25 protein-coding genes are annotated in these 25338 nt (G+C 58.9%); 11 read left to right on the top strand and 14 right to left on the bottom strand.

Features of this window, described 5'->3' with window-relative positions; genetic code table 11:
• Nucleotides 1–28 precede the first annotated feature (28 nt).
• Complete coding sequence (locus DU29_RS0108270) at nucleotides 29–1132, top strand: transketolase-like TK C-terminal-containing protein (protein WP_033050357.1); 1104 nt, start codon at nucleotides 29–31, stop codon at nucleotides 1130–1132.
• 13 nt (nucleotides 1133–1145) lie between these two features.
• Here DU29_RS0108270 and DU29_RS0108265 read toward each other — a convergent pair whose 3' ends face one another.
• Nucleotides 1146–1598, bottom strand: a complete 453-nt coding sequence (locus DU29_RS0108265) for a MarR family winged helix-turn-helix transcriptional regulator (RefSeq protein WP_028621312.1) — start codon at nucleotides 1596–1598, stop codon at nucleotides 1146–1148.
• A 172-nt stretch (nucleotides 1599–1770) separates the two neighbouring features.
• Here DU29_RS0108265 and aceE point away from each other — a divergent pair, with 172 nt between their 5' ends.
• Nucleotides 1771–4440 (top strand): pyruvate dehydrogenase (acetyl-transferring), homodimeric type, encoded by a 2670-nt coding sequence (aceE, locus tag DU29_RS0108260; RefSeq protein ID WP_028621311.1) that lies wholly within the window; start codon nucleotides 1771–1773, stop codon nucleotides 4438–4440.
• A 258-nt stretch (nucleotides 4441–4698) separates the two neighbouring features.
• Here aceE and DU29_RS0108255 read toward each other — a convergent pair whose 3' ends face one another.
• From DU29_RS0108255 to DU29_RS0108245, 3 genes are read right to left on the bottom strand one after another with little or no spacing between them, the layout of a single operon-like run.
• Nucleotides 4699–4926, bottom strand: a complete 228-nt coding sequence (locus DU29_RS0108255) for a PLD nuclease N-terminal domain-containing protein (protein WP_028621310.1) — start codon at nucleotides 4924–4926, stop codon at nucleotides 4699–4701.
• Between the two features lie 43 nt (nucleotides 4927–4969).
• Nucleotides 4970–6136, bottom strand: a complete 1167-nt coding sequence (locus DU29_RS01000000129685; protein WP_050483090.1) for a carboxylate-amine ligase — start codon at nucleotides 6134–6136, stop codon at nucleotides 4970–4972.
• A 9-nt stretch (nucleotides 6137–6145) separates the two neighbouring features.
• Nucleotides 6146–6394, bottom strand: a complete 249-nt coding sequence (locus DU29_RS0108245) for a hypothetical protein (RefSeq protein WP_028621309.1) — start codon at nucleotides 6392–6394, stop codon at nucleotides 6146–6148.
• Between the two features lie 196 nt (nucleotides 6395–6590).
• On the opposite strand from DU29_RS0108245, the gene DU29_RS0108240 reads away from it, so the two are divergent.
• Nucleotides 6591–6821, top strand: a complete 231-nt coding sequence (locus DU29_RS0108240) for a hypothetical protein (protein ID WP_028621308.1) — start codon at nucleotides 6591–6593, stop codon at nucleotides 6819–6821.
• 61 nt (nucleotides 6822–6882) lie between these two features.
• Here DU29_RS0108240 and DU29_RS0108235 read toward each other — a convergent pair whose 3' ends face one another.
• From DU29_RS0108235 to DU29_RS01000000129680, 3 genes are read right to left on the bottom strand one after another with little or no spacing between them, the layout of a single operon-like run.
• The gene (locus DU29_RS0108235) at nucleotides 6883–7782 is read right to left on the bottom strand and encodes a DUF3618 domain-containing protein (protein WP_028621307.1); all 900 of its coding nucleotides are present in this window, start codon (nucleotides 7780–7782) and stop codon (nucleotides 6883–6885) included.
• Entirely contained in the window at nucleotides 7779–8210 is a 432-nt protein-coding gene (locus DU29_RS0108230; RefSeq protein ID WP_028621306.1) for a phage holin family protein, read from the bottom strand. Before DU29_RS0108230 ends, DU29_RS0108235 begins: the two co-directional genes overlap by 4 nt.
• Nucleotides 8210–8938 (bottom strand): hypothetical protein, encoded by a 729-nt coding sequence (locus DU29_RS01000000129680; protein ID WP_236645587.1) that lies wholly within the window; start codon nucleotides 8936–8938, stop codon nucleotides 8210–8212. Before DU29_RS01000000129680 ends, DU29_RS0108230 begins: the two co-directional genes overlap by 1 nt.
• A gap of 242 nt (nucleotides 8939–9180) precedes the next feature.
• On the opposite strand from DU29_RS01000000129680, the gene DU29_RS0108220 reads away from it, so the two are divergent.
• Both DU29_RS0108220 and DU29_RS0108215 read left to right on the top strand, forming a co-directional pair.
• Nucleotides 9181–9480, top strand: coding sequence for a hypothetical protein (locus DU29_RS0108220; protein WP_028621305.1), 300 nt, complete (start codon nucleotides 9181–9183; stop codon nucleotides 9478–9480).
• Nucleotides 9481–9607: 127 nt separating this feature from the next.
• Entirely contained in the window at nucleotides 9608–9838 is a 231-nt protein-coding gene (locus DU29_RS0108215; protein ID WP_028621304.1) for a DUF6555 family protein, read from the top strand.
• Between the two features lie 90 nt (nucleotides 9839–9928).
• Here the strand turns inward: DU29_RS0108215 and DU29_RS0108210 are convergent, their stop codons facing one another.
• The 3 genes from DU29_RS0108210 to DU29_RS0108200 all read right to left on the bottom strand — a co-directional run bounded on the left by DU29_RS0108210 (nucleotide 9929) and on the right by DU29_RS0108200 (nucleotide 12773).
• Nucleotides 9929–10126, bottom strand: a complete 198-nt coding sequence (locus tag DU29_RS0108210; RefSeq protein ID WP_028621303.1) for a YbdD/YjiX family protein — start codon at nucleotides 10124–10126, stop codon at nucleotides 9929–9931.
• Nucleotides 10127–10140: 14 nt separating this feature from the next.
• Entirely contained in the window at nucleotides 10141–12198 is a 2058-nt protein-coding gene (locus DU29_RS0108205) for a carbon starvation CstA family protein (RefSeq protein ID WP_028621302.1), read from the bottom strand.
• Nucleotides 12199–12422: 224 nt separating this feature from the next.
• Nucleotides 12423–12773 carry a hypothetical protein gene (locus tag DU29_RS0108200; protein ID WP_177326949.1) on the bottom strand — a complete coding sequence of 117 codons (351 nt, stop codon included), beginning with the start codon at nucleotides 12771–12773 and terminating at the stop codon, nucleotides 12423–12425.
• Nucleotides 12774–12864: 91 nt separating this feature from the next.
• On the opposite strand from DU29_RS0108200, the gene DU29_RS1000000133695 reads away from it, so the two are divergent.
• From DU29_RS1000000133695 to DU29_RS0108185, 3 genes are all read left to right on the top strand, one after another.
• Nucleotides 12865–13101 (top strand): hypothetical protein, encoded by a 237-nt coding sequence (locus tag DU29_RS1000000133695; protein WP_442961284.1) that lies wholly within the window; start codon nucleotides 12865–12867, stop codon nucleotides 13099–13101.
• Nucleotides 13102–13198: 97 nt separating this feature from the next.
• On the top strand, nucleotides 13199–14560 hold the full coding sequence (locus tag DU29_RS0108190) for a cache domain-containing protein (RefSeq protein ID WP_028621299.1): 1362 nt from the start codon (nucleotides 13199–13201) through the stop codon (nucleotides 14558–14560).
• A gap of 27 nt (nucleotides 14561–14587) precedes the next feature.
• Nucleotides 14588–15220 (top strand): response regulator, encoded by a 633-nt coding sequence (locus DU29_RS0108185; RefSeq protein ID WP_028621298.1) that lies wholly within the window; start codon nucleotides 14588–14590, stop codon nucleotides 15218–15220.
• A 136-nt stretch (nucleotides 15221–15356) separates the two neighbouring features.
• Here DU29_RS0108185 and nirD read toward each other — a convergent pair whose 3' ends face one another.
• The 3 genes from nirD to DU29_RS0108170 form a co-directional block, all read right to left on the bottom strand.
• Complete coding sequence (nirD, locus tag DU29_RS0108180) at nucleotides 15357–15734, bottom strand: nitrite reductase small subunit NirD (protein WP_028621297.1); 378 nt, start codon at nucleotides 15732–15734, stop codon at nucleotides 15357–15359.
• Nucleotides 15734–18295 (bottom strand): nitrite reductase large subunit NirB, encoded by a 2562-nt coding sequence (gene nirB / locus DU29_RS0108175; RefSeq protein ID WP_028621296.1) that lies wholly within the window; start codon nucleotides 18293–18295, stop codon nucleotides 15734–15736. Before nirB ends, nirD begins: the two co-directional genes overlap by 1 nt.
• A gap of 332 nt (nucleotides 18296–18627) precedes the next feature.
• Nucleotides 18628–19797 (bottom strand): DUF1624 domain-containing protein, encoded by a 1170-nt coding sequence (locus DU29_RS0108170; protein ID WP_028621295.1) that lies wholly within the window; start codon nucleotides 19795–19797, stop codon nucleotides 18628–18630.
• 236 nt (nucleotides 19798–20033) lie between these two features.
• Here DU29_RS0108170 and DU29_RS0108165 point away from each other — a divergent pair, with 236 nt between their 5' ends.
• Nucleotides 20034–21773, top strand: coding sequence for a dipeptidase (locus DU29_RS0108165; protein ID WP_028621294.1), 1740 nt, complete (start codon nucleotides 20034–20036; stop codon nucleotides 21771–21773).
• A 125-nt stretch (nucleotides 21774–21898) separates the two neighbouring features.
• Here the strand turns inward: DU29_RS0108165 and DU29_RS01000000129675 are convergent, their stop codons facing one another.
• On the bottom strand, nucleotides 21899–22234 hold the full coding sequence (locus DU29_RS01000000129675; protein WP_201770517.1) for a hypothetical protein: 336 nt from the start codon (nucleotides 22232–22234) through the stop codon (nucleotides 21899–21901).
• A gap of 228 nt (nucleotides 22235–22462) precedes the next feature.
• On the opposite strand from DU29_RS01000000129675, the gene DU29_RS0108155 reads away from it, so the two are divergent.
• Entirely contained in the window at nucleotides 22463–23146 is a 684-nt protein-coding gene (locus tag DU29_RS0108155) for an HpcH/HpaI aldolase family protein (protein WP_152635529.1), read from the top strand.
• Between the two features lie 35 nt (nucleotides 23147–23181).
• Complete coding sequence (locus tag DU29_RS0108150) at nucleotides 23182–25287, top strand: TonB-dependent receptor family protein (RefSeq protein ID WP_028621292.1); 2106 nt, start codon at nucleotides 23182–23184, stop codon at nucleotides 25285–25287.
• Nucleotides 25288–25338: the final 51 nt, after the last annotated feature.

The following is a 25338-nucleotide window of genomic DNA, read 5'->3' as shown; positions in this document are numbered from 1 at the left end:
CACGATGGATCGCACGGAGATATCAGGCATGATCGGCTTTTCCAGCTTCAGCAAAACACCGGATACCCGCGTTGCCGCTCAGGCTTGCATTGATAAAATCCGCAGCATGACGCAGCCGCACACTGTGGGGTTTTGCTCTCCGCTCTACACCATGATCGACATCGCCAATCGACTGGAACGGGATCCCGGAACCGCCCGACATATTTGGGTCGTGCGCGCCAACAAGCAGTCGCAAATCGATGGCGCTCACACCCGAATCAATGCGTGGCCGCTGCGCTTTAGTCCTGCCGCCTGTGCCAGCGAAAAACCCCTGTTGTACCTCGCCAGTTCTGCGACGTCCGCCGAACTGTGCGCCCTTTCAAACGAGTCGGCCCATCGCGGCATTCTGTGCAATGACATAGAGACCCTGCCCTCGCGCTGGCCCAAGGGCGCTCATCCCTGGGTCTCGATCTGGCTGGCCGCCAACCCGCAGTGCATGCCTTTCGACCCCGCCAGCGGTGCCGAAGCGCACGCTATTGCGCTCGCCGCTTTGCACAGCCTGTACGTGGAAGGCAACGACGGTTTTTACTACATGGCGCTGCATGACGAGCCTTATGATTTTGTTGCGCCCATCAGCCAAGTCAGCGCGAGCCACGCGCTCAGGGGGATGTACAGGCTCAGCGAAGTCGCTGCTGAAGCCGCAGGTCCCAGGGTTCGCTTGTTGGGCGCTGGCCGGGCATTGCAGTCGGTGGTTGCCGCGGCGCAAATGTTGCGCGAGGACTGGGGCGTCGAAAGCGAGCTCTGGAGTTGCCCCAGCTATACGCGGTTGGCGCGGGATGCAGACAGGGCGCAGCGATGGAACCGCATGCATCCAGCCATGCCGCGGCGATCAGCGCATTTGCTCGACTGCATGAGCCTCGACGATTGCCCGGTGGTGGCGGTGACGGGGTATGGCCGGCATGTCGCCGATCAGATCGGTGCCCATATCACGTCACGCTTCGTGACGCTGGGTGCTGACTCGCCTGAAGCGACCCTCGACACAACGCTGGATAAACGCTGGATTGTCGTCCTGGCGTTGCGGGCTCTGGCCGATGACGGGCGGATCGCACAGACGTGCGTCAGTGAAGCCATGAACCGTTATTTGCTGCAATGACCGCGCACGTTATTCAACCCGCGCGCCCGCTGTTGCGCGCGGCCGTTGCCGCTCGCTCAAGCGCATCGCTGAAGACCTGCTGTTGCTCGCTATCGAACTGCGCCAGAAACAGTTCGTCGACCGCCCCTTCATAGACTTGCCACATTTTTTTTCGCAGTACCTTGCCGCTCTCGGTGATGACGGCATACGCACCACGACCGTCGTCGCTGGCACGGCTGCGGGTGACCAGGCCCTCGGCCTCCAGTCGATCCACCAGGCGAGTCAGGTTGTAGCGCTCGATCGCCATGACGTCAGCCAGTTCGCTCATGCGTCGGCTGCCGTCCGGGCCGCTTTCCAGGCCCCATAACGCGTCGTACCAGGCGTAAGCCGGGAGCTCGGCGGCAGCCAGCCGACGCTCGATTTCGCGGATCAGGCAACGGTGGGCCCGGACGAATCTGAACCAGGTATCCGGATCACTTGACGACATGCTTCACCCTTCTGATGAATTCGATTTAGTTGCAATTGTAGCGTGGCGCAGGCTAAGTTCTCACTCGTAGTTGCAATTGCAACTACAAAAATTCCTCAAGGCTGGCGTCTACCCACGCCCCTTCACCAGGCACCAAACGACTCGGTGCTGCTGCACTGTCCAGGAGACGACGATGGCTCAACAACCCCTGTTTCTCGACGAGGATCCACAAGAAACTCGCGAATGGCTCGAATCCATCGAATCGGTGGCAAGCGTCGAAGGGCGTTCTCGCGCTCATTACCTGATCGATCAAATGCTTGATTTCGATGCCAACCGTCACGGTGATTTCTATGGGCGCGTCACCACGCCTTACGTCAACACCATCCCGGTCGACCGTCAGCAGCCCTACCCCGGTGACCTGGCCATCGAGCGCCGGATCAACGCTTACATTCGCTGGAACGCCTTGGCCATGGTGCTGCGCGCCGGCAAGCATTCGAACGTGGGCGGACACATCGCATCCTATGCCTCGGCGGCCGTTTTGTACGACGTTGGCTTCGAGCATTTTTTCCGCGGGCGCACCGAGCAATTTGCCGGCGACATGGTGTACATCCAGGGCCACTCCTCGCCAGGCATCTACGGCCGCGCTTATCTCGAAGGTCGCCTGAGTGAAGACCAGCTGGATAATTTCCGCCGCGAGACCGACCGCGATGGCGTTTCTTCCTACCCACATCCAAGGCTAATGCCAGACTTCTGGCAATTTCCGACGGTATCCATGGGGCTCGGGCCGATCACCGCAGCGTATCAGGCGCGGTTCATGCGTTACCTCGAAGACCGTGGCCTGAAAGAGCATCAAGGTCGTAAAGTCTGGGCGTTTCTCGGTGACGGCGAGATGGATCAGCCGGAATCTCTGGCGGCGATTTCCCTGGCCGGTCGAGAGAAGCTCGATAACATCATTTTTGTCGTCAACTGCAACCTCCAGCGCCTCGACGGACCCGTGCGCGGCAACAGCAAAGTCATCCAGGAATTTGAAAGCCTGTACCGGGCGGCCGGCTGGAATGTCATCAAAGTCATCTGGGGCAGCGGTTGGGATGCCTTGCTGGAAAAAGACAAAAGCGGCTTGCTGCGCCAGCGCATGATGGAATGCGTGGACGGCGATTATCAAAATTACAAATCGCAAAACGGTGCTTACGTTCGTGAGCACTTTTTCGGAAAGTACCCCGAGTTGCTCGAACTGGTCAGCGACCTCAGCGATGACGAGATCTGGAAGTTGTCACGCGGCGGCCATGACCCGGAAAAAGTCTACAACGCCTACGCAGCCGCGATGCGCCACACCGGCGGGCCGACCGTCATCCTGGCGAAGACCGTCAAGGGCTTCGGTATGGGCGAAGCTGGCGAAGGCCAGAACATCAACCATCAGCTGAAGAAGATGGGCGACGACGCGGTGAAGGCGTTCCGTGATCGTTTCGGGCTGGACCTCAGCGACGATCAACTGGGCGACATGCCCTACCTCAAACCGGCCGCGGACAGTGTCGAAGCCGTTTATCTGCAAGCCAGGCGCGCGCAACTGGGCGGCTATATTCCGGCACGCTTCAGTGCCGTCGAGCCCCTGCAGATTCCGCCGTTATCGGCGCTGGACACCCAGCTCAAAGGCACCGGCGAGCGCGGGATTTCAACTACCATGGCGTTCGTGCGCATCCTCGGCACGCTGCTCAAGGACCCGAACATCGGCAAGCTGATCGTGCCGATTGTTCCGGACGAATCACGCACCTTCGGCATGGAAAGCCTGTTCCGTCAGATCGGCATCCATTCCCACGTTGGCCAGTTGTACACGCCCCAGGACGCCGGCCAGTTGAGTTATTACAAAGAGGCGCGCGACGGCCAGATCATGCAGGAAGGCCTGAATGAATCCGGCGGCATTTCCTCATGGATCGCCGCGAGTACGTCGTACAGCACGCACGGCGTAATGACGGTGCCCTTCTACATCTTCTACTCGATGTTCGGCTTTCAGCGCGTCGGCGATCTGGCCTGGGCGGCAGGCGATGCCCGCGCCCGGGGTTTCCTGCTGGGTGCCACGTCCGGCAGAACCACGCTGATGGGCGAAGGCCTGCAGCATGACGACGGGCACAGCCACGTGCTGTCCTCCACCGTGCCGTGCTGCGTGTCTTACGACCCGACTTTCGCTTACGAACTGGCGGTGATCATCCAGGACGGCATGCGCCGCATGTATGTCGAAAACGAAGACACCTATTACTACATCACCCTGCTCAACGAAAACTACGCTCACCCGCCAATGCCCGAAGGTGTTGAACAGGACATTCTCAAAGGCATGTACCGGCTCTCGGCTCCGGCACAGCCGGTCGAAGGCAAGCATGTTCAGTTGATGGGTTGCGGTTCGATCCTGCAGGAGGTGATTGCCGCCGCCCAGTTGCTGCAACAGGACTTTGGGGTGAGCAGTGAGGTGTGGAGCGTCACCAGCCTGACCGAACTGCGCCGTGACGGCCAGGACGCGGAACGCTGGAACCTGCTGCATCCGGATCAGGAACCGCGCATCGGTCATGTGGAAAGTAGCCTGCAGAACAAGCAGGGCCCGGTGGTGGTCGCCACGGACTACATGAAAATCTTCGCCGACCAGATCCGCCCGTTCGTGCCCAAACGACGTTTTGTGGCATTGGGCACGGATGGCTTCGGACAGTCGGATACCCGCGAGTCACTGCGCACCTTCTTCGAAGTGGATCGCCATTTCATCGCACTGGCGGCATTAAAGGCGCTGGCTGATGACGGCGCGATTGGAAGGGAAAAAGTGACCGAGGCGATTGTGCTCTATGGCATCGACCCGGAGAAGCAGAACCCGGCGAAAGTCTGACTCAGCCGTGGAGGATGCAAATCTGCGGCGGGTCCCAAAACCTGTGGGAACCGGGCTTGCCCGCGAGGGGGCACGAACAGTTGGCACCTTTGCTGACTGATCCACCGCCTTCGCGGGCAAGCCATGCTCCCACAGGATTTGTGGTGCGGCATGGATTTATTTGATTCAAACCGATTGCGGTATGAGGCAATCGTGAAAATGACCAAGCCCTGGATTTCAGGGCTTGGTCACTTTGCGTGGGAAATCCCGATCGCGCCTTCAACCTTTGCTGTGCTCGGGCGACGTTGGTCCTTGCTTGATCCCACGAGGTCCGGCGATGCCCCAGGCAATCAGCCCGATGACCGGAAAAACGATCAGGCCGATCGCCCATGCCGCCTTGATGCCGACCGGCTTGTCGCTTCTGAACACGCTGACGATTGCCCACAAGTCCACGAGCAAAATGAACACCGCAATGGCGATCATGAAATAGCTGACTGCTTCCGACATGGTCGTGCTCTCCAGATAGTTGATACTAATCAGGCACACTGCCTCAACCGGCGTTCAATGTTTCCAGCGTGTGGTCGACGAAGCGTGATGGCTTCGCGGTTTCCTTCATCAAGTGATCGACCACCGCCGCCAGCGCCGCCTGGGTATCGTTGCCGTCGGTTAAAGTGCGCTGGAAAATCCCCAGCTGTCGATGCGCACTGCTGCCTTCTGCGAGCATTCGGCGCAGCTGTCGAAAGACGTCTTCCACACCCATCTCGTGCGCTGTTTTACCCAGTACCTGTTGCGCCCGGAACAGCCATTGCTCGGTGGTGAACGGTCGGTCGTAACCCTCGATGACGAAGGCAGCCTCTACGCCGTAGCGTTTGGCCCGCCAACGGTTCTCCAGGAGTATCCAGCGGGAATTTTGCGAGTAGTCCGCGCCGGGTTGCGCGTGCTCGATGGCGTAGGCAACCAGCAAACGGAAAAACGAGGCGATGCACAGCGCGTCGTCCACGCGCGGGCAGGCGTCGGTCATGCGTAACTCAAGCGTCGGGTATTTGCCCGCAGGTCGAACGCCCCACCAGCAATCACCGGCCTGCTTGATGGCGCCGGTTTGCATCAGCAACGCCACGTAGGCGTCATAGGCCAGCTCGTCAGCGAAGAACTCCGGAATACCCATCCGCGGCCACTCGTCACAGGCCGTCTGCCGATAACTCATGTAGCCGCTGTCAGCGCCGTCCCAGAACGGTGACGAGCAGCTCAGCGCGAGCAATAATGGCGTCCATGGCAGGACCTCGTTCATCACCCGTATGCGGTCCAGCTGGCTCGGCACTTCAACATGCACGTGCAATCCAGAAAGCACGCTACGCTGCGCGACGTGACGGTAGTCTTCAAACAATTTGCAAAAATGCGGCTGCTGGGTCGCACGTTGCGTGCGCCAGTCGGCCAAAGGATGGCTGCCCACGCTTAACAAGCCCAAGCCATGAGGTTCGAGCGCATGGCGCAGGCTGGCGCGGGCTTCATCGAGGTAATGAGCAGCCTCGGCGACATTGTTGAAAATCGGCGAGGCAACTTCGATCTGACCCTGGAACATCTCCAGGGCAAAGTACTCACCCAGCGCCGCTTCGCATGCTTGGATGGCTGCTTTAGACGGCTGCGCGGACATTCTCCGGCTGGCCAGTTCGGTGATGAAGTATTCCTCTTCTATGCCGAATCTCAGGTCGGTGTTCATTAGCGACCCTCAGTGATAATCATCACCCGCGACCGCGCGCAAATACGCTTGGTCCGCTTCACGACGCAAGTCCCGCCACTCCTCCCAACTGACAATGCACTGGCGGTCCATCTCGTCTGTCTGACGCAGCAGTTCCTCGTGATAGGCATCCGGAGACTCCTTGCGCAGCGCGGCGTTGTCCAGCGTTTGGTGCCAACGATCCAGCGCACGCAGTCGTCGCTCATGGGCCGGCGTCAGCAGGTTTCTGAAGGAGTTCATGGCGGTCGGATTCCTGACGTATTTCTGGATGGATCAGCGATTGTCGGCATAGGTTCAGGAATGCCGACCAGAGGCATTTTTTTGCCGGGTGGATACCGTCACGCCTCGGGTGCCAATCGTCGAGCACGGCGCGATCCAGTCAAACTTTTGGGCCGCCGCGATGCTCCACTGATGTAAGCCAACGGAGGAATGTGAAATGAATAACGACGACCGTGTGAACACTGGCAAACCGGCGAATGCGCCACCCACCGATGCGGCAGGCAAACCGGTGAATGTGGTTGAACGCGACCTTCAGGACAGCGACAGCGATACCGATGGCGTGGACAAAACGATCACGCCTTCGTCGACTCGCGTCAAAGAGCAGGAGGTGGACGAGCTGCAACGCAAGACCGCAGAGATCGAACGCAAAGTGGCAGACGGAAACTGAGTCATCTGTGGTGAGTTGCAAAAAAAGCGGGAGGCTTTCAAGGCCTCCCGCTTTGTTTTGCTCAAGGCGTACCCAACCCCCCTGACAAATCCGCAGCGGTACCACCCGGCTTGGGTGTTTGCGTCGAAGATTGAGCATTCGAACTCGCGTTGGCCGTGGTGTTGGCGTTTGAATTCTCCTTGGTGTCGGGATGGTCGGTAGTTTTGGTAACCGTGTCACGCACCGCTTCCATCCCTTCGCGTGCCTGCTGTTTGACCTTGTCTGCAATGTCCGCGCTGGTCTTGCCCATGTAACGCTGTTCGGTACGGGTAGACGGCAATGCAGCGCCCAATAGCGCACCCAAAGCGATGCCTGCAGCGGCAACCACCAGCGGTTGGTCCCTGAGCAACTGATTGAACTGGTTGCCCATCTGCTGGGTGCTGCGTGCAACACGGTCACTGACATCGTGCGCGGTGTGGCTGATGCGATCGCTGACGTCATGCGCGGTGTGGCTTAGGCTGTCGGTGGCCGATGACAGGTTGTCTGCCAGATGAGCCGCCTTGCCTTTGACCGACTGATAGCCGCCCTTGAGCGAATCGGCGGTCTGATGCATACGGTCGCGGGCGCTGTCGACGCCATCAGACAGACCATCGGCCCACTGGCCTGTTCTGTCCTGATCCGGCCCTGTGCGGTACACATGACGTGCTGCAGGTGGACGGTTCTGGCTCATCATCAGCCACAGCAATCCGACCGACGTCACGACCGCCGGCACAGGGTTGTTGCGCACGCTGGTGCCCAGATTGGTCAGGAATGTGGTGCCGTTGTTTTGCATCATGCCCATGGCCTGGTCGAACATTTGCCCCGGAGTGAACTTGCTTTCCAGGGCATCGACGATGTTGCCAATGCTTTCGCGTTGAGCATCGATTTCGCGCTCGATGTCTTCAGGGCTTTTTTCTGATTCGATGTCGAATTCACGGTTCATGAGACTTTCCTCCGCAGCGCTTCCTGGTCTTTGTTCAAGGCGTCCAGCGTACGATCAGGCTTGAGGTTGGATGGCTCGAATTGCTTCTTGCCGGACTGCAGCATGGTGAAGCCAATGATCATCACCACTACGCCAACGATCAATGCCGCCAGCCAGGGCGCCATGACCATGCTCAGGCCGTAAACCACCGCCATTAACAGAATGATGAAACCGGCGAGCAGCACGATCGCGCCCCCGGCCACACCGGCTATCCCGGCCTTCATGGTGGTGAGGCTGGCCTGCAGCTCGGCCTTGGCCAGTGCCAGTTCTTTGGTAAACAGCGCTGGCACTTCGCGGGATAGCTGGCGCAACAACCCGACAACCGAGGCATCGTTTTCCGGCGCGGCAGCAGGACGGCTACCCGGCAACTCAGTATCTTCTCTGTTCATCACAGCTCTCCTTTGTAAGTCGAGGAACCTGGCGTCGAGTTGAAGCTTGCGGAGCCCGGTGTGGAGGTCGGATTTGTGGTTGGGCTCGAGGTCGATGTCGAGGACCCGGGCGTTGCAGACGAGGCGAAGTCCGAGGGATGGTCTTGCTCATTTGGCGAGGTCGGAGTAATGCCGGTTGCCAGCCCGGAGTCGGACCCGCTGCGCGAGGGCATGGAGCTTTCGTAAGGTCGCTGAGCGCCGAAACCACCTGAGGGCGGCATCGAGCTGCTTTCGGCCGGATCACGATCATCGTTGAAAGATGCAGCCGGTGCGGTACCCGCCTTGAGGAACCGTGACAGCGCAAAGCCCAACGCGATGCTGCCGGCGATGAACAGTGTCGGGTTTTTCCGCGCCAGATCGGCACCGTCGTGCAACAGTTCCTCGGCGCTTTTCCCACGCAGGTTGCTGGCCAGCCCGGTCATCGAATCGGCAACATCGGCAAGGTAATCGGACATGCCGAGGGTATCCTTGCTTTCCATTTCCGAGACCACAGATTTGGCGCCCTGGGCCAGTGCTTCAATCTGGTCTGCTGCCGTGTCGCGGTATTGACCGAATTGCGCATCCGCTTGCTGCCGCGCACCACCGAGCGCCTCTGTCACATTTTCCTTGATCTGGTCAAAGCCCTTTTCCGGTCCCCCGGATTGCTGATTGCCAGGCTGATTGTCAGTCCTGTTATCTGAAGTATTCATGTCGTCCTCGCCTTCGAAATGAAAAACAAGCGTGTCGGGGCTGCAGCGTCATGTGCCTGAAGCCCATCCATTCAGATGACGAAAAACTGCGCTCGGGAGTTCCAATGAATTGATGAGCGATACGTTCTTGCCACCGAGCGCGTGGAAATCGTCGATTGAGCATGCCGCCCGTCCGCTGACTCGCACGTTTTCAAGCAGCGCACTTCCAATGTGGTGTCATCCACTCGCAAGGAAGATTCAAAATGATGAACAACAGAATTGCGGTGCTCACGCTTGCCGGCATCCTCTCGGCATGCTCGTTTCACGTTATGGCGGCCACTTCCACTGGCACGGGAACGTCCGGTGATGGGGCGACGGACACCCGGCAGCCTGCCTCCCCAAGCACCAATGCCGACCCGGATGCCGGCTCGTTGCCCAAAGGTGCCGACGGCGGAACCACTGACAGCGGCCCGACCCCTGGCGGTGCGAAAACCGGCGGCGGTGACAAGGTGGGTGGCGGCAGCAGCAGTGGTGGCGGTGGAGGTGGTAGCGGCGGCAGTTGAATACTTTGTGATGTGTCAGAGCCCGCTATCAGCGGGCTTTTTCTTGACCGGTTACTTAATTTTTTACAGCAGCCACGGAACTGGCACTCCGCCACTAATGTCGTAGCGACATCACCTGGAGAATCGGATGACGCGCCCTCGGCATTTTCAAATCACCTACAGCTTTAGCAAGGCTCGACGAATATTCGTCCAGCCGGATTCACACATGACCGATGAAGATGCCTGGTATTACGCGTGCCTGCACTCCGGCGTAGGCCTTTTGTATGGGGAATCGTACCCGCAGGACGATCACCTGCGCTTGCTTGAACATGCAAGTTCAGCTGGTTTGACCGAGGTCTCTTGGGAAGAGCTACCGTGAGCACGTTTAACATGGACGAAAAAAAACCGTAGGAGTCAGACTGGCCAAGCTCTGCTCCTACGGTTTTATCGTGTTACCTGAAGATGTATTTCAACAACACTTTGGTCCGGCCTTGCTGCCGTAACGAGCCTCCTGACGCTCCCGAAAGAACACCTCATAACTCATCAACGGCTGGTCCGGATGTTTGGTCTGCATGTGCTCGACATAGTTGTCGTAATCGGGCATCCCCACCATCAGGCGCGCGGCCTGACCGAGGTATTTCCCGAGGCGACTCAGGTCATTGAACATGCGGCCCTCCTCGCTCAGGCATCTGGCACAGGTTGGAACGGCGCTTCTTTATCCGTGCGCTCCTTGGTGCCCCAGGCGGCGATACCGACCTTGAGCGCAAAGAACAGGATGCTGAAGACCACGAACAGGAACAGCGCCGTCAGCGTCGCGTTGGTATACGCGTTGTAGATCACATGCTGCATCTGATCGATATTTTTCGCCGGTGCCAGCACCTGCCCATTGGCCAGCGCATCGCTGTACTTCTTGGCCAGCGACAGGAAACCAATCGCCGGGTTGGCGTCGAACAGCTTGATGAAGCCGGCAGTCGTGGTGCAGATCAGCAACCACACGGCGGGCAGCATGGTCACCCAGATGTAGCGCTGGCGTTTCATTTTGATCAGCACAACGGTGGCGAGCATCAGTGCGATACCGGCCAGCATCTGGTTGGAGATGCCGAACAGCGGCCACAAGGTGTTGATGCCACCGAGCGGATCGATCACGCCTTGATAGAGCAAGTAGCCCCACATCGCCACGCAGCCAGCGGTGGCGATCAGGTTGGCGGTCCAGGATTCGGTGCGTTTCAACGCCGGCACAAAGGCGCCGAGCAGATCCTGCAGCATGAAGCGCCCGGCACGGGTACCGGCATCAACGGCCGTCAGAATGAACAACGCTTCGAACAGAATCGCAAAGTGGTACCAGAACGCCATGGTGTTTTCACCCGGCAGCACGCTGTGCAGAATCTGTGCGATACCGACCGCCAGGGTCGGCGCACCGCCGGCACGGGCCAGGATCGTGGTTTCACCGATGTCGGTGGCCACGGCCTGCAATGCTTCCGGAGTGATCGCAAAACCCCAGCTGCTGACAGTCTGTGCAACCGTTACTACGTCGCTGCCAACGATAGCCGCCGGGCTGTTCATGGCGAAGTAAACGCCCGGCTCGATCACCGAAGCGGCGACCATCGCCATGATCGCGACGAACGATTCCATGAGCATGCCGCCGTAACCGATGTAGCGGGCATGGCCTTCACTGGCGAGCAATTTCGGCGTGGTGCCGGAAGCAATCAGCGAGTGGAAACCGGAGACCGCACCACACGCGATGGTGATGAACAGGAACGGAAACAGACCGCCCTTCCACACCGGCCCGGTGCCGTCAATAAACTGCGTCAGTGCCGGCATTTTCAGATCGGGCATGGTGATCAGGATGCCGATCGCCAGCGCAATGATGGTGCCGATTTTCAGGAAGGTCGACAGGTAATCACGCGGAGCGAGGATCAGCCACACCGGCAATACCGCTGCGACAAAACCGTAGCCAATCAGCATCCAGGTGATTTGCACGCCGGTGAAGCTGAACGCCTTGGCCCAGACCGGATCGGCAGCGATCTGCCCACCGAGCCAGATCGAGCCCAGCAACAGCAACACACCAATGATCGAGATTTCACCGATACGACCCGGGCGGATGTAGCGCATATAAATGCCCATGAACATTGCGATCGGCAAGGTCGCCATCACGGTGAACATGCCCCACGGACTCTCGGCCAGCGCTTTGACCACGATCAACGCCAGCACCGCAAGGATGATGATCATGATCAGGAAGCAGCCGAACAGCGCGATGGTCCCGGGAATGCGGCCCATTTCCTCTCGGACCATGTCGCCCAGCGAGCGACCGTTGCGACGGGTGGAGAGGAACAGGATCATGAAATCCTGCACCGCGCCCGCCAGCACTACACCGGCGATCAGCCAGAGCGTACCGGGCAAGTAGCCCATTTGCGCGGCGAGCACAGGGCCGACGAGCGGACCGGCACCGGCAATGGCGGCGAAGTGGTGGCCGAAGAGCACGTGTTTGTTGGTCGGCACGAAGTCCAGACCGTCATTGTTGAGCACGGCGGGCGTGGCACGATTGGGGTCCAGCTGCATCACCTTGGTGGCGATGAACAGGCTGTAGTAACGGTAAGCGACGAGGTAGATTGCGACTGCTGCGACTACGATCCACAGGGCGTTGATGGCTTCGCCGCGGCGCAAGGCCACGACACTCAGCGCGAACGCTCCCAGGACAGCCACGGCAAACCAGGCGAGGTGTTTAGCCATACGGGGCATAGCGTGTCTCCTGCCGACAGCCAGTGACTGCGGCGGTAATTTTTTATAATTGTGTCCGCTGAGCGGAGCTGGCCCAATATCCGCGCATGCCGTCTACAAATAAATCCGCGTTACTACGTACGCGTAATCTACGTAGTTCTACGTAGGTGCGGCTCGATCGAAGCCAAAACAACACGTTTGATTTCAATCGCAACGGGATTCCATGGGCGACGCCGACTTGTGCATCAGTTGGCGACTAGCCGCCGATACAACGGACGCGCTGCCCACGACAGCAACACCGCCGGGATCGATAACAACAAAGCGTACAGGAGGCCGACAGCGAGTAACGGCCCCGCTTCGGCGTTCATCATCACGCAGGGAACCTGTCCGAACATAACGACAGGCCCCGACAGCCACCTGTGTTTTGAAAACAAAAGCCCAAGCATCAATGTCAGCGCCAGGGCTGCAGGATAGATGACGGTCCAGTAGGCTCCCGCGTCCCAAGGTTCATCGACCTCCGCCAACCAGGACACTGCCAACCAGAAGCTCACACTCACGATGGACGCAACGAGCGTGGCCAGCCATAAATTCTTCAATGACGCTCTCCTTCTACGCGGCAGTGCATGGGCCCGGGCAGCCGCTGGCAGCCCGGTATATTTCTGAAATGTCTTCCCTCATTGTTGATCCATTCTTTGGTTCACGCACAGTCCTGTGCTGCGGAATTGGACCATGAAGGGGTACGGCGTCATGCTGAAACACCGTTGGGAAATTCAGCGCGAGATCGACCAGAATCTGCTATCCACTGCGTTGGACGACTATGCGTTACCTCATGTTGATCTCTACGCTGTAACGTCGAGCGGGCCCTGCAGCAAGCGAGTGTCTGCGCTAATCGATTTTTTGGCGGAGCAATTGCGCCAGAACTGATCCCGACACTCATTCCGTCTCCCCACGCTTCTGGGTACGCGCTGCTTGGCATATGATGCCCGGCCACCGCTTAGGCATGTGCCGGTCAGGGCCCCAGATGCAACTCAAACACAAAATCGTCGCGCTCGGGATTCTGCCGCTGGTATTGGCGATTGCGGTCATTTGCGCGTTGGTGTTTTCGCTGAACCGCCAGCTCGGTGATCAGCAGGCCCAGTTGATCGAAGACAGCATTCTGGCGAGCAAACGCGCCGAGCTGAAAAACTACGTGGAAATGGCGCAGAGCCTGATCGCCCCGCTCTACGACAATGGCCAGGGCAACGCGCAGGCACAGCGTCAGGTATTGGAAGAACTGCGCAAACTCAGCTTCGGCATCAACGGCTATTTCTTCGTGTACGACCGCGAGGGTCGCAGCCTGATGCACGCGCGCCAGTCCGATCTGGTCGGTCAATACCTGTGGGACATGAAAGATCCGCAAGGTTTGCCAGTCATTCAGGCGCTGCTTAAAAGCGCGCAATCGGGGGAAGGCTTTCAGCGCTATGCCTGGAATAAACCGTCGTCCGGCCAGGTCACCGACAAGCTTGCATACGTCGTCATGCTGGACAGCTGGGGCTGGATGCTCGGCACCGGCATTTACCTTGAGGACGTCGAACGCGCCACCCAACAGGCTCGCGACGAAGTGGCGCAAGGCATTCGCACCACGATGCTGGCGATTGCCGCCGTGGCGCTGGTGGCCGTGCTTTTCGTGTTCGCCAGCGGCATGACCCTCAACGTCAGCGAACACCGCCTCGCCGACAAAAAACTGCAGCGCCTGACTCAGCGCATCGTCAGTTTGCAGGAAGAGGAACGCTCACGAGTGTCCCGTGAGCTGCACGACGGCATCAGCCAGGTGCTGGTCTCGATCAAGTTTCAGTTCGAGCTCGCCAGCCACGTGCTGGAAAATGGCCAGGACAAAGGGCTTAGCATTTTGCGCGAAGCCACCCAGCGCTTGGGCGAGGCGATTGGCGAAGTGCGCAGTCTCTCGCACGACCTGCGCTCTTCTTTGCTCGACACCCTGGGTTTGTCCGCCGCCATCGGCCAGCTTGCCGAAGAATTCGAGCAACGCAGCGGGCTCACGGTCACGTACAACGACAATGAATTCGACTGCCATTTGGTCGATGGCGCTGCTGTGTCACTGTTTCGCATCGTCCAGGAAGGCCTGACCAATATCGAGCGCCACGCGCAGGCCAGGCACGTTTCAATTACCCTGCACGGCTCCGAAGATTCCATTCGACTGACGGTGGTCGATGACGGCATCGGCTTCAACGTCGCCCAGGTCGAACGTCACCAGGCCGGCATCGGCCTGCGCAATATGCGCGAACGTGTCGAACATTTCGGTGGCCGCCTTGAACTGATATCCATGCCGGGCAGCAGCGTGCTGGATGTGCTGCTGCCGATGAAAATTCCCGGCGCAAGACGCTGATCCGCCCTTTAAGAGTGAATGCCTGCGATGAACCTGCCCTCCCCGATCCGTGTTGCCCTGGTTGACGATCATTCGCTGGTGCGTGACGGCATCAGAGCGCTGCTGTCGGTCATGGCCCAACTTGAAGTCGTGGGTGAAGCTGAAAATGGTGCGGACGCCATCGAGATGGTCGGCCGCTGCCAGCCGGATCTGCTGCTGGTCGATATCAGCCTGCAGGACATCAACGGCCTCGAACTCACCCGCGTTCTGCGCGGTCAGTATCCGGCGCTGAAAGTGCTGGTGTTGAGCATGTACGACAACTACGAATATGTCAGTGAATCGGTGCGCTCCGGCGCCAGCGGTTACGTGCTGAAGAACGCACCGTCACGGGAAATCATCGCCGCCATCGAAGCCATCGCCAGCGGCGGCACCTTCTACAGCGCCGAGATCGCCCAGCGTTTGATTGCCGATAAAACCACCGACAACGAGCTGACCCCACGCGAGAACCAGGTGCTGTCGAAAATGGCCCAAGGTCTGAACAACAAGGAAATGGCCCGCGAACTCGACATCAGCGTGCGCACCGTAGAGACCCACCGGCTGAGCATTCGGCGCAAACTCAACATCGATAAGCCCGCAGCACTGGTCAAATACGCCATGGACCACGGGCTTATCTCCCGCTGAAACGCATGGATGTCTGTGGGAGCACAGCTTGCTCGCGATCGCGGTCTGACAGTCAACTCAAACGCTGAATGTCACGTCGCCATCGCGAGCAAGATCGGCTCCCACAGGGCAGGCAGCGCCACTGTCTTATCTGGCGTCATGCCTTGCCGACTTCAACCACACCCTGATTTAAGCGCACCGGCCACACACGCAGACGCTGTTGCGGGTATTCCAGGCAGCTGCCGTCTTCCAGACGGAAATGCTGTTTGTAGATCGGCGATGCCACGACCATCTCGCCCTTGATGCTGCCGATCAGCCCACGGCCGATCACATTGGCCCCCGATTGCGGGTCGTGATTGTCGATGGCATAGAGGTTTTTACCCTCAGCCGCCGACAGATAAAACAGCGCCACCTGCGCACCGTCCAGCCAAACCACCACCCCGGAATTGTCGACCAGGTCCTGCTGTTCACACACCGGCGTCCACACCTCGGCACCGGTCATGGCTGCGATGGGTTGCGTATTGATCTGGCTCATCAGGCAATCTCCTCGGTGACGGGAATAAGGTTAGGTTCGGCGGCCATGATCGGGCGCCGCTGACCGCGCTCCTGAACGAAATGAATGTCCGGATCGGGGCGTTTATCGTTGACGAAGGTGCGGAAGCGCTTGAGTTTTTGCGGGTCCTTGAGGGCATTGGCCCACTCGCATTCGTAGCGATCGACCACCAGCTGCATCTGCACTTCGAGCTCCGCACCGAGGCCCAGGCTGTCGTGAATGATCACGTCCTTGAGGAAATCGAGGCCGCCTTCGAGGCTTTCGCGCCAGACCGAGGTGCGCTGCAATTTGTCCGCAGTGCGGATGTAGAACATCAGGAAACGGTCGATGTAGCGAATCAGCGTGGCGTCATCGAGGTCAGTGGCGAACAGCTCGGCGTGGCGTGGGCGCATGCCGCCGTTACCGGCGATATAAAGGTTCCAGCCTTTCTCGGTGGCGATCACACCGACGTCTTTGCTCTGCGCCTCGGCGCACTCGCGGGTGCAACCGGACACCGCGAACTTAAGCTTGTGCGGCGAGCGCAGGCCTTTATAGCGGTCCTCGATGGTCAAGGCCATTTGCACGCTGTCCTGCACACCGTAACGACACCAGGTACTGCCGACGCAGGACTTCACCGTGCGGGTCGATTTGCCGTAGGCATGGCCAGTCTCGAAACCGGCCTCGATCAGCTCGGCCCAGATGTCCGGCAACTCGTGCAATTGCGCGCCGAACAGGTCGATGCGCTGGCCGCCGGTGATCTTGGTGTAAAGGTCGTATTTCTTCGCGACCACCCCGATCGCGATCAATTTGTCCGCAGTGATCTCGCCACCGGGAATGCGCGGCACCACCGAGTAAGTACCGTTCTTCTGCATGTTGGCCATGAAGGTGTCGTTGGTGTCCTGCAGCGGCACCAGCGACGCATCCATGATCGGCCGGTTCCAGCACGAAGCGAGAATCGAACCGACCGCGGGTTTGCACACATCGCAACCGGTATGGCCGCGACCATGTTTGGCGAGCAACTCTTCAAAGGTGATCACCCCTTCGACGCGGACCAATGCATACAACTCTTGACGGGTGTAGGCGAAATGTTCGCACAGGCTTTTATCAACGCTGACGCCTCGGGCAATCAGCTCATGTTCAAAAACCTGCTTGAGCAGACCCGCGCAACCGCCGCAACCGGTGCAGGCCTTGGTTTGCGCTTTAAGCAGGCCAAGGTCGCTGCAGCCGCCGTCGATGGCCGAGCAGATCGAACCTTTGGTGACGTTGTGGCACGAGCAGATCGTGGCCGATTCCGGCAACGCACCCGGGCCCAGTGTCGGCGCGCCTGCGGACGACGGCAGAATCAGACTCGCCGGTTCCGCCGGCAAAGCAATCGCGTTCTGCATGTATTGCAGCAACGTATCGTAATAGCTGTTGTCGCCGACCAGCACCGCGCCGAGCACATGTTTGCCGGTGGCATCCACCACCAGGCGACGATAGCTGGCGCTGGCTTCGTCGATGAATTGATAACTGCGTGAGCCCGGCGTGCTGCCGTGAGCGTCGCCGATGGAACCAACATCGACGCCGAGCAGTTTCAGTTTGGTCGACATGTCCGCGCCCGTGAACGGCTCGGCGACCTGATTGCACAGGACCGCTGCCACGCCGCGTGCCATTTGATAGCCCGGCGCAACCAGGCCAAACAGGCTGCCGTTCCACGAAGCGCATTCGCCGATGGCATATATATGCGGGTCACTGCTAAGGCAGTGGTTGTCCACCACGACGCCGCCACGCGGGCCGATGTCCAGCGCCGATTGCCGGGCCAGCGCGTCTTGCGCGCGGATGCCGGCAGAGAACACGATGAGATCGGTTTCGAGAAATTCGTCGTTGGCGAAATTCATTCGATAGCGATACTGCTCACCCGCCGTGATCGACTGGGTTGCGCGGGACAAGTGCACGCCGACGCCGAGGCGTTCGATTTGCGACTTAAGTGCCATGCCTCCCATTTCATCCAGCTGCACCGGCATCAGGCGAGGTGCAAACTCGACGACGTGCGCTTCCAGGCCAAGGCTTTTCAGCGCATTGGCGGCTTCGAGACCGAGCAATCCACCACCCACCACCACGCCGCGTCTGGCGTTGGCAGCGGCGGCGCGAATCGCGTCGAGGTCTTCAAGGGTCCGGTAAACCAGGCGTGAATTGCCCTCGGCGCCCTCGACCGGTGGCACGAACGGATATGAACCCGTGGCCAGCACCAGTTTGTCGTAAGCGACGCACCCTTGCGCGGTAATCACCTGACGCCGCGCGCGGTCGATTTCCAGCACCGGCACGCCCAAATGCAGCGTGACGCCCGGCGTCTGATAGAGCGAAGCGTGACCGAGGGCCAACGACTCGGCATCGCGGCCGGTAAAGTATTCGGAAAGGTGCACGCGATCGTAGGCGCGCATCGGCTCCTCACTGAACACGTGCAGCCGATACTGCTCAAGCGCGCCCCGCTCAATCAACTGTTCAACGCAATGATGGCCGACCATGCCATTGCCGATCACCACCAGAGTTTGCAATTTGTTCAACGCGGCAACATTGGAATTCATAAGAAGCACCCGGCTAAAGCGGTTCAGAAAGCAAAAAAAAACGCCTGAAACCTTTCGGTTCCAGGCGCCTTTGCCTGTTCTTTTGCGGTATCGACTGCAGACGACTGTGCCTGGTCCACCGATGTTGCCCGTGAATCGATCGTCGTTGATCGAGGGGGCTGCCCACTCGATTGCATTCGCGGTGGGCCTGACCGATGTGTTGCAGTGTTTGTGCCAGATTAAAAAAACACTGATTTACAAAGGTTTTCTCGGCGTTGAGCGTGTCTACACGTTCAACGCGATGCCTTCCCTTAGTGCAATCGAAGCGCTCGGGCTTTATAAAAGTGCACGTGTCACAGGTATTTCAACCACGCAAGGTCACGCCGCCGCGCCTTCAATGCCGAAAACCATTTCACCGGCGGATACAGTGCGATCGTCAACAGAATCGCAGTGAGCCACACCGCGACTATCGAGTCGAAACCGAACAAAATGCCCTGATTAGGCCCTGCTAGCGCAACGGCGATGAGGTACAGCACTTTCAGTACGTACAAGTGCAATAGATAGAAGAACATCGGCGCCGAACCGAATACAGCCAGCGGTCGCAGCCACCGCGTGGTGTGCAGGCGTTCGAACCACAGAAGCAGCAAACAGCCAACACTCAGGGTCAGCGTGACGAACAGCAGTGACGGCGGGTACTTAGTGATGTTGAAAAAACTCATCAGCGTCTGCACGGCGGTCTCACCCTCATGCCACGGCGCCTCGCCGTAACCGTTGAAGAGTCTTAATGCCACGAACCCGATCAATCCCAGGACACCTGCGATCAACAGTCTGCGCTGACGAGTCTGCGCATCGGCCGCCCGCCCGAACCACGGTCCGATGGCGTAACCCAGCCCGATGACGCCGATCCATGGCAGAACCGGATACGAAGTGCGCAGACGAAGCCCGTCGACGGCATCGATCCAGCCACGGTCATGCAGAATCGCCCACGGCACATGCATCGCTGATTCAATCGGGAAATGCACCGCGTCGAGCAGGTTGTGGCCGGCGATGATTGCCAGGCTCAGCGCGAGCAATATCGGGCGCGGCAACCAAACCATCAGCGCCAGCGCCATCATGCTCAAGCCAATCGCCCAGATCACCTGCAAGTAGATGACAGTGGGTGGCAGCTGGAACGTCCACGCGAGGTTCACCAGGGTGAATTCGAGCACCACCAGAAACAGACCGCGTTTAAACAGAAAGCTGCAAACATCGCTTCTGCCGGCATATTTCTCGCCGTACAGCCAGGCGGACAGGCCGGTGAGCAGGACGAATACCGGCGCGCACAAATGCGCCAGGGTGCGGCTGAAAAAAAGCGCCGGTTCCGTCGTGGCGATGTCCATGGGATCGGACACCTGCCGATGCAGGAAAAACGTTTCACGCACATGGTCGAGCAGCATGAAGAGAATCACCATGCCCCGTAAGGCATCGATAGACAGAAGTCGGCCAATCGCCGTTCCAGCAGGAGGGTGTGTAGCAACAGTCATGAAAAGTTCGCACTGCAAAAAGGGTGAGTTGAAAGAGTCGCGAGGGAATCGGGATACAGATTATATTGTTACCCTATAACGTAGCCAGTTGAATTTCATTTTTTACATCTGAGCGCCCCTTTCAGCCTGCTCCGCGACAAATTCCGAATGAGCGATTGCCCAATCGCTCAGTGGTGTTACCTTGGAAATGTTTTGTTTCAATCACCTTCACCACACCCGCAAAGGAATGCTCCGCAATGCACTTTTCGTTCAAACATCTGGCTGCGACAACTCTGCTCGTGGCTGGCCTGTCGGCCTTAACCACATCGGCCCAGGCCAACCTTACGCCGCAACAAAACGCGACCATCCTCAAGACGTTTGACGAGGCCTCGGTTACGGATTTCCGCCAGTTCCTCGCCAGCCTGGCGAAAACCGACCTGGCCAAATCCAATGATATTGGCCCGGCAATCGGCGCTTTCCTGGGCGACAAGTCCCTCACCGCTGAACAACAGAACGAAATTCATCGTCTGCTTGGCCTCTACGCGCGGATCAAGTACGGCAGCGCCGCGACCGAGACGCTGCGCGAACTGGTGGCCATCCCGACCTTTCAGGTCGAAGGCGTGGCCCAGCATGACAACCCGGAATTCATCAAGATCGCCGACAAGATCAAGAACCTCGCAGAAGCCTTCAACCTGAAATTCCGCAACATCGACAACCGTGTCTACGAGATTTCGCTGGAAGGCAGCAGCCCTGAAGTCGTCGGCATTCACGCGCATGCCGATGTAGTGCCAGTGACTCCAGATAACTGGGTATTGGAGGACGGCACGCGGCTCGACCCCTTCAAGGTGACACTGATCGGCGACCGCATGTACGGTCGCGGCACCGAGGATGACAAGAACGGCATCGTCGTTTCGCTGTATGCCATGAAAGTCATCAAGGAAGAAAAACTGCCCCTGGCGCGCAATTTCAAACTGCTGGTCGACACCACCGAAGAAACCACCAGTGACGCCATCCCTTACTACTTCGAACGCAACCCGACACCCAACTACAACCTGGCGCTGGACGGCGGTTACCCGGTAGTGATTGCTGAAAAAGGCTCCGGCACGGTCATGGCGAATTTTGCCCGGCGCCCAGCCGAGGGCACAGGCGCCGAAATCACCAGCATGACCGGCGGCCTGGCGACCAACCAGATCCCATCTGCTTCGGTCGCTACGCTGGTCACCGACCTACCCGCCGAACTGGCCGCTACACTCGAGAAGGCCGGAGCGGACTACGTCAAGCGCAATGGTGGCGACTTCAGCGTGACTGCCAAAGTCGTCGACAAGGGCGTCAAACTGGCAGTTACCGGTGTTTCAGCGCACTCCTCCGAGCCAGAATCCGGCGTCAACCCGGTGGCCAGAATGCTCGACTTCATCAATAGCCTCGACGGCAAAGTCGCGCTCAAGCACAACTACATTACCGACGCCGCCCGCTACGCCGCCGACAACTGGGGGCTGGATTACCTCGGTGGAAAATTGGGCGTGGGCTTCTCCGATGCGTTCATGGGTCCGCTGACCACCTCGCTGACATTTGTCGGCATGGATGAAAAAACCTTCAAACTGGCGGTCAACCTGCGCGTGCCGAAGGGCAAGTCTGCGGAAGTGCTCAAGACTGAAATCGCCGAAAAGCTGGACGCCTGGAGCAAGAAGTCCAAGGTCGCCGTGGCGTTCGTTTATTCGGTCGCCGAACCGATGTACCGCAATCCGGAAGGCGAATGGGTCAAGGCACTGCTGGCCGTTGCCAGCGAAAACCTGGGCATGGAACATAAATTCGGCACCTCGGCCGGCGCGACTTCGGTGCATGAATTACCGAATGGCGTGCAGTTTGGCCTGGCGCGGCCTGAGGCGAAATACACCGGCCATACCGATAACGAGTTCAAAACGGTTGACCAGTTTCTGCTGGACTTGCAGATAGTGACGGAAATGATGGGGCGTATCGGGCAGTTGCCGAAGCTTTGATCCGTTCTTGCACTGATGGGCGGTTTCAAAAGTAAATCGCACGAATGAAAAAGCCACTCATTGAGTGGCTTTTTGTTGTCGCAGCATCGCATCACACTGGCATCAATCGAGCGACTGCCCGAACTTCAGCAGGTTGCCATCCGGATCGATGACGCAATCTCGGCGGTACCCCAGGCTGTGCGACTCACGTCCTGGAGTTCCGGTAACGCACCCTTCAGTACCGCATGCAGGGCATCGATATCGTCAACGCGAATGTAGCAGGACGTATTTTCGGCGATGTACTTGTCAGCGCAGCTCCAGAAATGCAGCTCGACGTCGCCCCAGGCCGCCATCCCATAAGAAAAATCTTCAACATGCCGAGCCTTGAACCCCAAGCCTCTGTAGAAATCGAGTGTGCGCGCGATATCCGTCGACGCCAGAATCGGGATGGCTTTGGAAAGCCGTGGCTTGGTGTCGGTCATTGTGTTCTCCATTTAGACGTTGCGTCCTTAAGCCAGACGATTCGCTCGGGATGATAGATCGAATATCCCGTAGCGCTGACTAAAAATGTTTACTTATGTTTGGGAATGATTACTATTAGCGCGCACCCAGCCTGAAGGATTAGCGCAGTGATACGAACCTCTCCAGTGTTCTCCCGGTTACACGCAGGGAACAACGTCTACGGCCTGCTTAACTCTCTACCTTCCCCGATGCTCTGCGAAATGCTCGCATTTGCGGGCTATGACTTCGTGATTCTGGATCTTGAGCACTTGCTGCGCTCTGAAGAAGACATCATGCATTGTGTCCGCGCGTGTGAGGCCGCGGGTATTTCGCCCTGGCTGCGCATACCCGAAGTGGACGAAAAACTGATCGGTCGGGCGCTGGATGCCGGTATCGAAGCCATCGTCCTTTCACGTACCGAAAGTGCCGCGCAAGTTCAGCGCGCCATCGAAGCGGCCTTCTTCCCTCCCTTGGGCAAGCGTGGAATCACCGGTGGCCGTATCACCGGGTTCGGTCGCCTTCCATTACCCGAATACATTGATCTGGCCAATCGTCAGACGCCGATTATTCCCATGATCGAAAGCCGCGCCGGGGTCGACGCGCTCGACGACATCCTGCAACTGCCGGGCGTCGGCATGATCATGGAGGGCGCGCTGGACCTGTCCCTCGATCTAGGCCTGGGACCCGATCCGCTCAACCCTCAAGTCTGGCAAACGCTGCAAAACATGGCCGATGCCTGCTTCAGCGCCGAAATACCTTTCTGCCCAAATCCCCGCACGCCCGAACAAAACACGCTGTGGCGCGCTCGCGGGATCCGGAGTTTTCTCGCCGGTGAAGACCGGGGCTTGCTGCATAACGCATTGAAAGCCCGCCTGCATTCTCTCCAACCGTAACTCTCCAACCGAAAAGATGAGCCAACGTAGCCCACATGAAAACAACAAATTCCCTACATTTTTCTCTCAGTCTCATCACGTTGAGTATTTGCCAGGTTGCCATGGCCGCCGAACAACCCGTCGATGCGTCCGCCAGCCCTGCCAGCAGCATGGAACTGGTGCCCGTGGTGATTCAGGGTGACGTTCTCGGCACGGCCAGCGATCAAGAGGTGCGTACCTACGCCGGCAGCCGCAGCGTCGTTGACGCAAGCGAACTGAAAAAAGCCAGCGTTCGCGGTCTGGACGATGCGTTGCAACGGGTACCGGGCGTCAAGATTTTTGACGAAACCGGCACCGGCGCCTTGCCACAGATATCGGTACGCGGCCTGTACGAAAGTCGTAGCGGCCGGATTCAAGCGTTGTCGGATGGCATCCCGCTGGCACTGGCACCGTATGGCCAGACGGGTATGTCACTGTTTCCGATGACCATGGCCACTGTCGATCGCATTGATATCGTGCGTGGGGGCGCCGCGGTGCAATACGGCCCGAACAACGTTGGCGGAGTAATCAATTTCATCAGCAAGCCGATTCCGCGCGAGTGGGAAACCACGCTGCAGGAGAAGTTGACGTTTAACGCTGGCGGGCGCCGGTTGTGGGACAACTATCTGGGCACCGGCGGCTACCTGACCGACAACTTCGGCCTGCAACTGGACCTCAACACCCTGGGTGGCGAATCCGGGCGCGAGCACTCCGAAACCGATGTTCAGAATTACCGTCTGCGCGGACAGTGGAACATCGACGACGATCGCGATCTGAGCTTCGGTATCCAGCACTACAAGGCCGATATGGACCTGGCCGGTGCACTGAGCGTTAAGGATTACAAGGATGATCCACGGCAATCGACGCGCCCGCTGGACCGCTTCGAGGGCGACACCAATCGCGTATGGGGTACCTACACCCAGCGCCTGGGCGCCATAGGGCCGTTCGACTCAGTGGAATACAGCTGGACCAATTTCGCCCACGACAGCTACCGCAACTTCGTCGTCGGCCTGCCGTTCACTCCGGACGGTACGGCGGTGACCAAACAGGACGGTCCACGCGATTTCAAAGTCTGGGGCTCGGAGCCGCGCATCAGTGCCACCATCGATGGCGACACGGTTGGCCAGACCTGGTTGCTGGGCGCCCGTTATGTCAGCGAAGACATCGATTACAAGGTCAACCGCCAGAGCGTCGCTACCGGTAGAACGACGCCATTCCGGGACTGGAAGTTCGATGACGACGCCCGCGCGTTCTACCTCAGCAACGCCATCAGCCTGCTTGATCATCGTCTGACCATCACCCCCGGCGTGCGCTACGAAAATGCCCGCATGGATTACGCAGACGGCATCACCGGCTTCTCGCGCGAGAACAAATCCGAAGAATGGCTGCCGGGCCTCACAGTGGGTTATCAGGCGACCGACACCTGGTATGTCTACGCCAACGCCCAGAAGTCCCTGCGCCCACCGCAAGTCACGCAGATCGTCAAGGAAGGCGATGTCGGCGCCGAACTGGCGTGGAACTATGAGACCGGCGTGCGCTATACACCGTGGGACGGCCTGCGCGTAGATTTCAATCTGTACCGCATCGATTTCGACGACCAGATCAGTTACAACGCCACGACTGACCGCTTCAATAACCTTGGCAGCACACGTCACCAGGGTTTCGAGAGCGAGATTTTCTGGACGCCGCAAGCGCTCCCTGATCTGGACCTGCACGCCAGCTTTGCGTACCTCGATGCCAAGCAACGCAACGGCACATTCAAGGGCAACGAAGTGCCGTATTCCTCGCGCAATCAGTTCACGATTGACGGTCGTTACCGTTTTGCCGAGCACTGGACTTACAACCTTGACGGCCTGTATGTCAGCAGCGCTTACACCGATGCTGCCAACTCCAGCGATGAAGATGCCACCGCCAGCGTGGGCAAACTGCCTGCTTACTGGCTCTGGAACACAGCCCTTGAGCGTGAATTCAAGCTGGCGGACGAGAGCCTTTTGACCGCGTCCGTGGGGGTCAGCAACCTGTTCAACCGCGAGTACTACTTCCGCGGTATCGACACCAGCCCATGGGGTCGTCAAGCCGCGCCAGAGCGCTCGCTCACCCTCGGCGTCAACTACCGCTTCTAAACCGCGCATCTGCGCCCCTGTCAATCTGCTGCCCGATCCTCCGGGACGGTC

Origin of the sequence: Pseudomonas sp. Ant30-3 (assembly GCF_000690905.1) — a bacterium.
Lineage (GTDB): Bacteria > Pseudomonadota > Gammaproteobacteria > Pseudomonadales > Pseudomonadaceae > Aquipseudomonas.
Note: the sequence above shows the minus strand (reverse complement) of the source record. Positions and strands in the feature narration are given on the sequence as shown.

Bases quoted from the DNA above. Each gene is read 5' to 3' on its own strand.
- DU29_RS0108270 (WP_033050357.1), top strand. From the start codon at position 29: ATGATCGGCTTTTCCAGCTTCAGCAAAACACCGGATACCCGCGTTGCC.
- DU29_RS0108265 (WP_028621312.1), bottom strand. From the start codon at position 1,598: ATGTCGTCAAGTGATCCGGATACCTGGTTCAGATTCGTCCGGGCCCAC.
- aceE (WP_028621311.1), top strand. From the start codon at position 1,771: ATGGCTCAACAACCCCTGTTTCTCGACGAGGATCCACAAGAAACTCGC.
- DU29_RS0108255 (WP_028621310.1), bottom strand. From the start codon at position 4,926: ATGTCGGAAGCAGTCAGCTATTTCATGATCGCCATTGCGGTGTTCATT.
- DU29_RS01000000129685 (WP_050483090.1), bottom strand. From the start codon at position 6,136: ATGAACACCGACCTGAGATTCGGCATAGAAGAGGAATACTTCATCACC.
- DU29_RS0108245 (WP_028621309.1), bottom strand. From the start codon at position 6,394: ATGAACTCCTTCAGAAACCTGCTGACGCCGGCCCATGAGCGACGACTG.
- DU29_RS0108240 (WP_028621308.1), top strand. From the start codon at position 6,591: ATGAATAACGACGACCGTGTGAACACTGGCAAACCGGCGAATGCGCCA.
- DU29_RS0108235 (WP_028621307.1), bottom strand. From the start codon at position 7,782: ATGAACCGTGAATTCGACATCGAATCAGAAAAAAGCCCTGAAGACATC.
- DU29_RS0108230 (WP_028621306.1), bottom strand. From the start codon at position 8,210: ATGAACAGAGAAGATACTGAGTTGCCGGGTAGCCGTCCTGCTGCCGCG.
- DU29_RS01000000129680 (WP_236645587.1), bottom strand. From the start codon at position 8,938: ATGAATACTTCAGATAACAGGACTGACAATCAGCCTGGCAATCAGCAA.
- DU29_RS0108220 (WP_028621305.1), top strand. From the start codon at position 9,181: ATGATGAACAACAGAATTGCGGTGCTCACGCTTGCCGGCATCCTCTCG.
- DU29_RS0108215 (WP_028621304.1), top strand. From the start codon at position 9,608: ATGACGCGCCCTCGGCATTTTCAAATCACCTACAGCTTTAGCAAGGCT.
- DU29_RS0108210 (WP_028621303.1), bottom strand. From the start codon at position 10,126: ATGTTCAATGACCTGAGTCGCCTCGGGAAATACCTCGGTCAGGCCGCG.
- DU29_RS0108205 (WP_028621302.1), bottom strand. From the start codon at position 12,198: ATGCCCCGTATGGCTAAACACCTCGCCTGGTTTGCCGTGGCTGTCCTG.
- DU29_RS0108190 (WP_028621299.1), top strand. From the start codon at position 13,199: ATGCAACTCAAACACAAAATCGTCGCGCTCGGGATTCTGCCGCTGGTA.
- DU29_RS0108185 (WP_028621298.1), top strand. From the start codon at position 14,588: ATGAACCTGCCCTCCCCGATCCGTGTTGCCCTGGTTGACGATCATTCG.
- nirD (WP_028621297.1), bottom strand. From the start codon at position 15,734: ATGAGCCAGATCAATACGCAACCCATCGCAGCCATGACCGGTGCCGAG.
- nirB (WP_028621296.1), bottom strand. From the start codon at position 18,295: ATGAATTCCAATGTTGCCGCGTTGAACAAATTGCAAACTCTGGTGGTG.
- DU29_RS0108170 (WP_028621295.1), bottom strand. From the start codon at position 19,797: ATGACTGTTGCTACACACCCTCCTGCTGGAACGGCGATTGGCCGACTT.
- DU29_RS0108165 (WP_028621294.1), top strand. From the start codon at position 20,034: ATGCACTTTTCGTTCAAACATCTGGCTGCGACAACTCTGCTCGTGGCT.
- DU29_RS01000000129675 (WP_201770517.1), bottom strand. From the start codon at position 22,234: ATGACCGACACCAAGCCACGGCTTTCCAAAGCCATCCCGATTCTGGCG.
- DU29_RS0108155 (WP_152635529.1), top strand. From the start codon at position 22,463: ATGCTCTGCGAAATGCTCGCATTTGCGGGCTATGACTTCGTGATTCTG.
- DU29_RS0108150 (WP_028621292.1), top strand. From the start codon at position 23,182: ATGAAAACAACAAATTCCCTACATTTTTCTCTCAGTCTCATCACGTTG.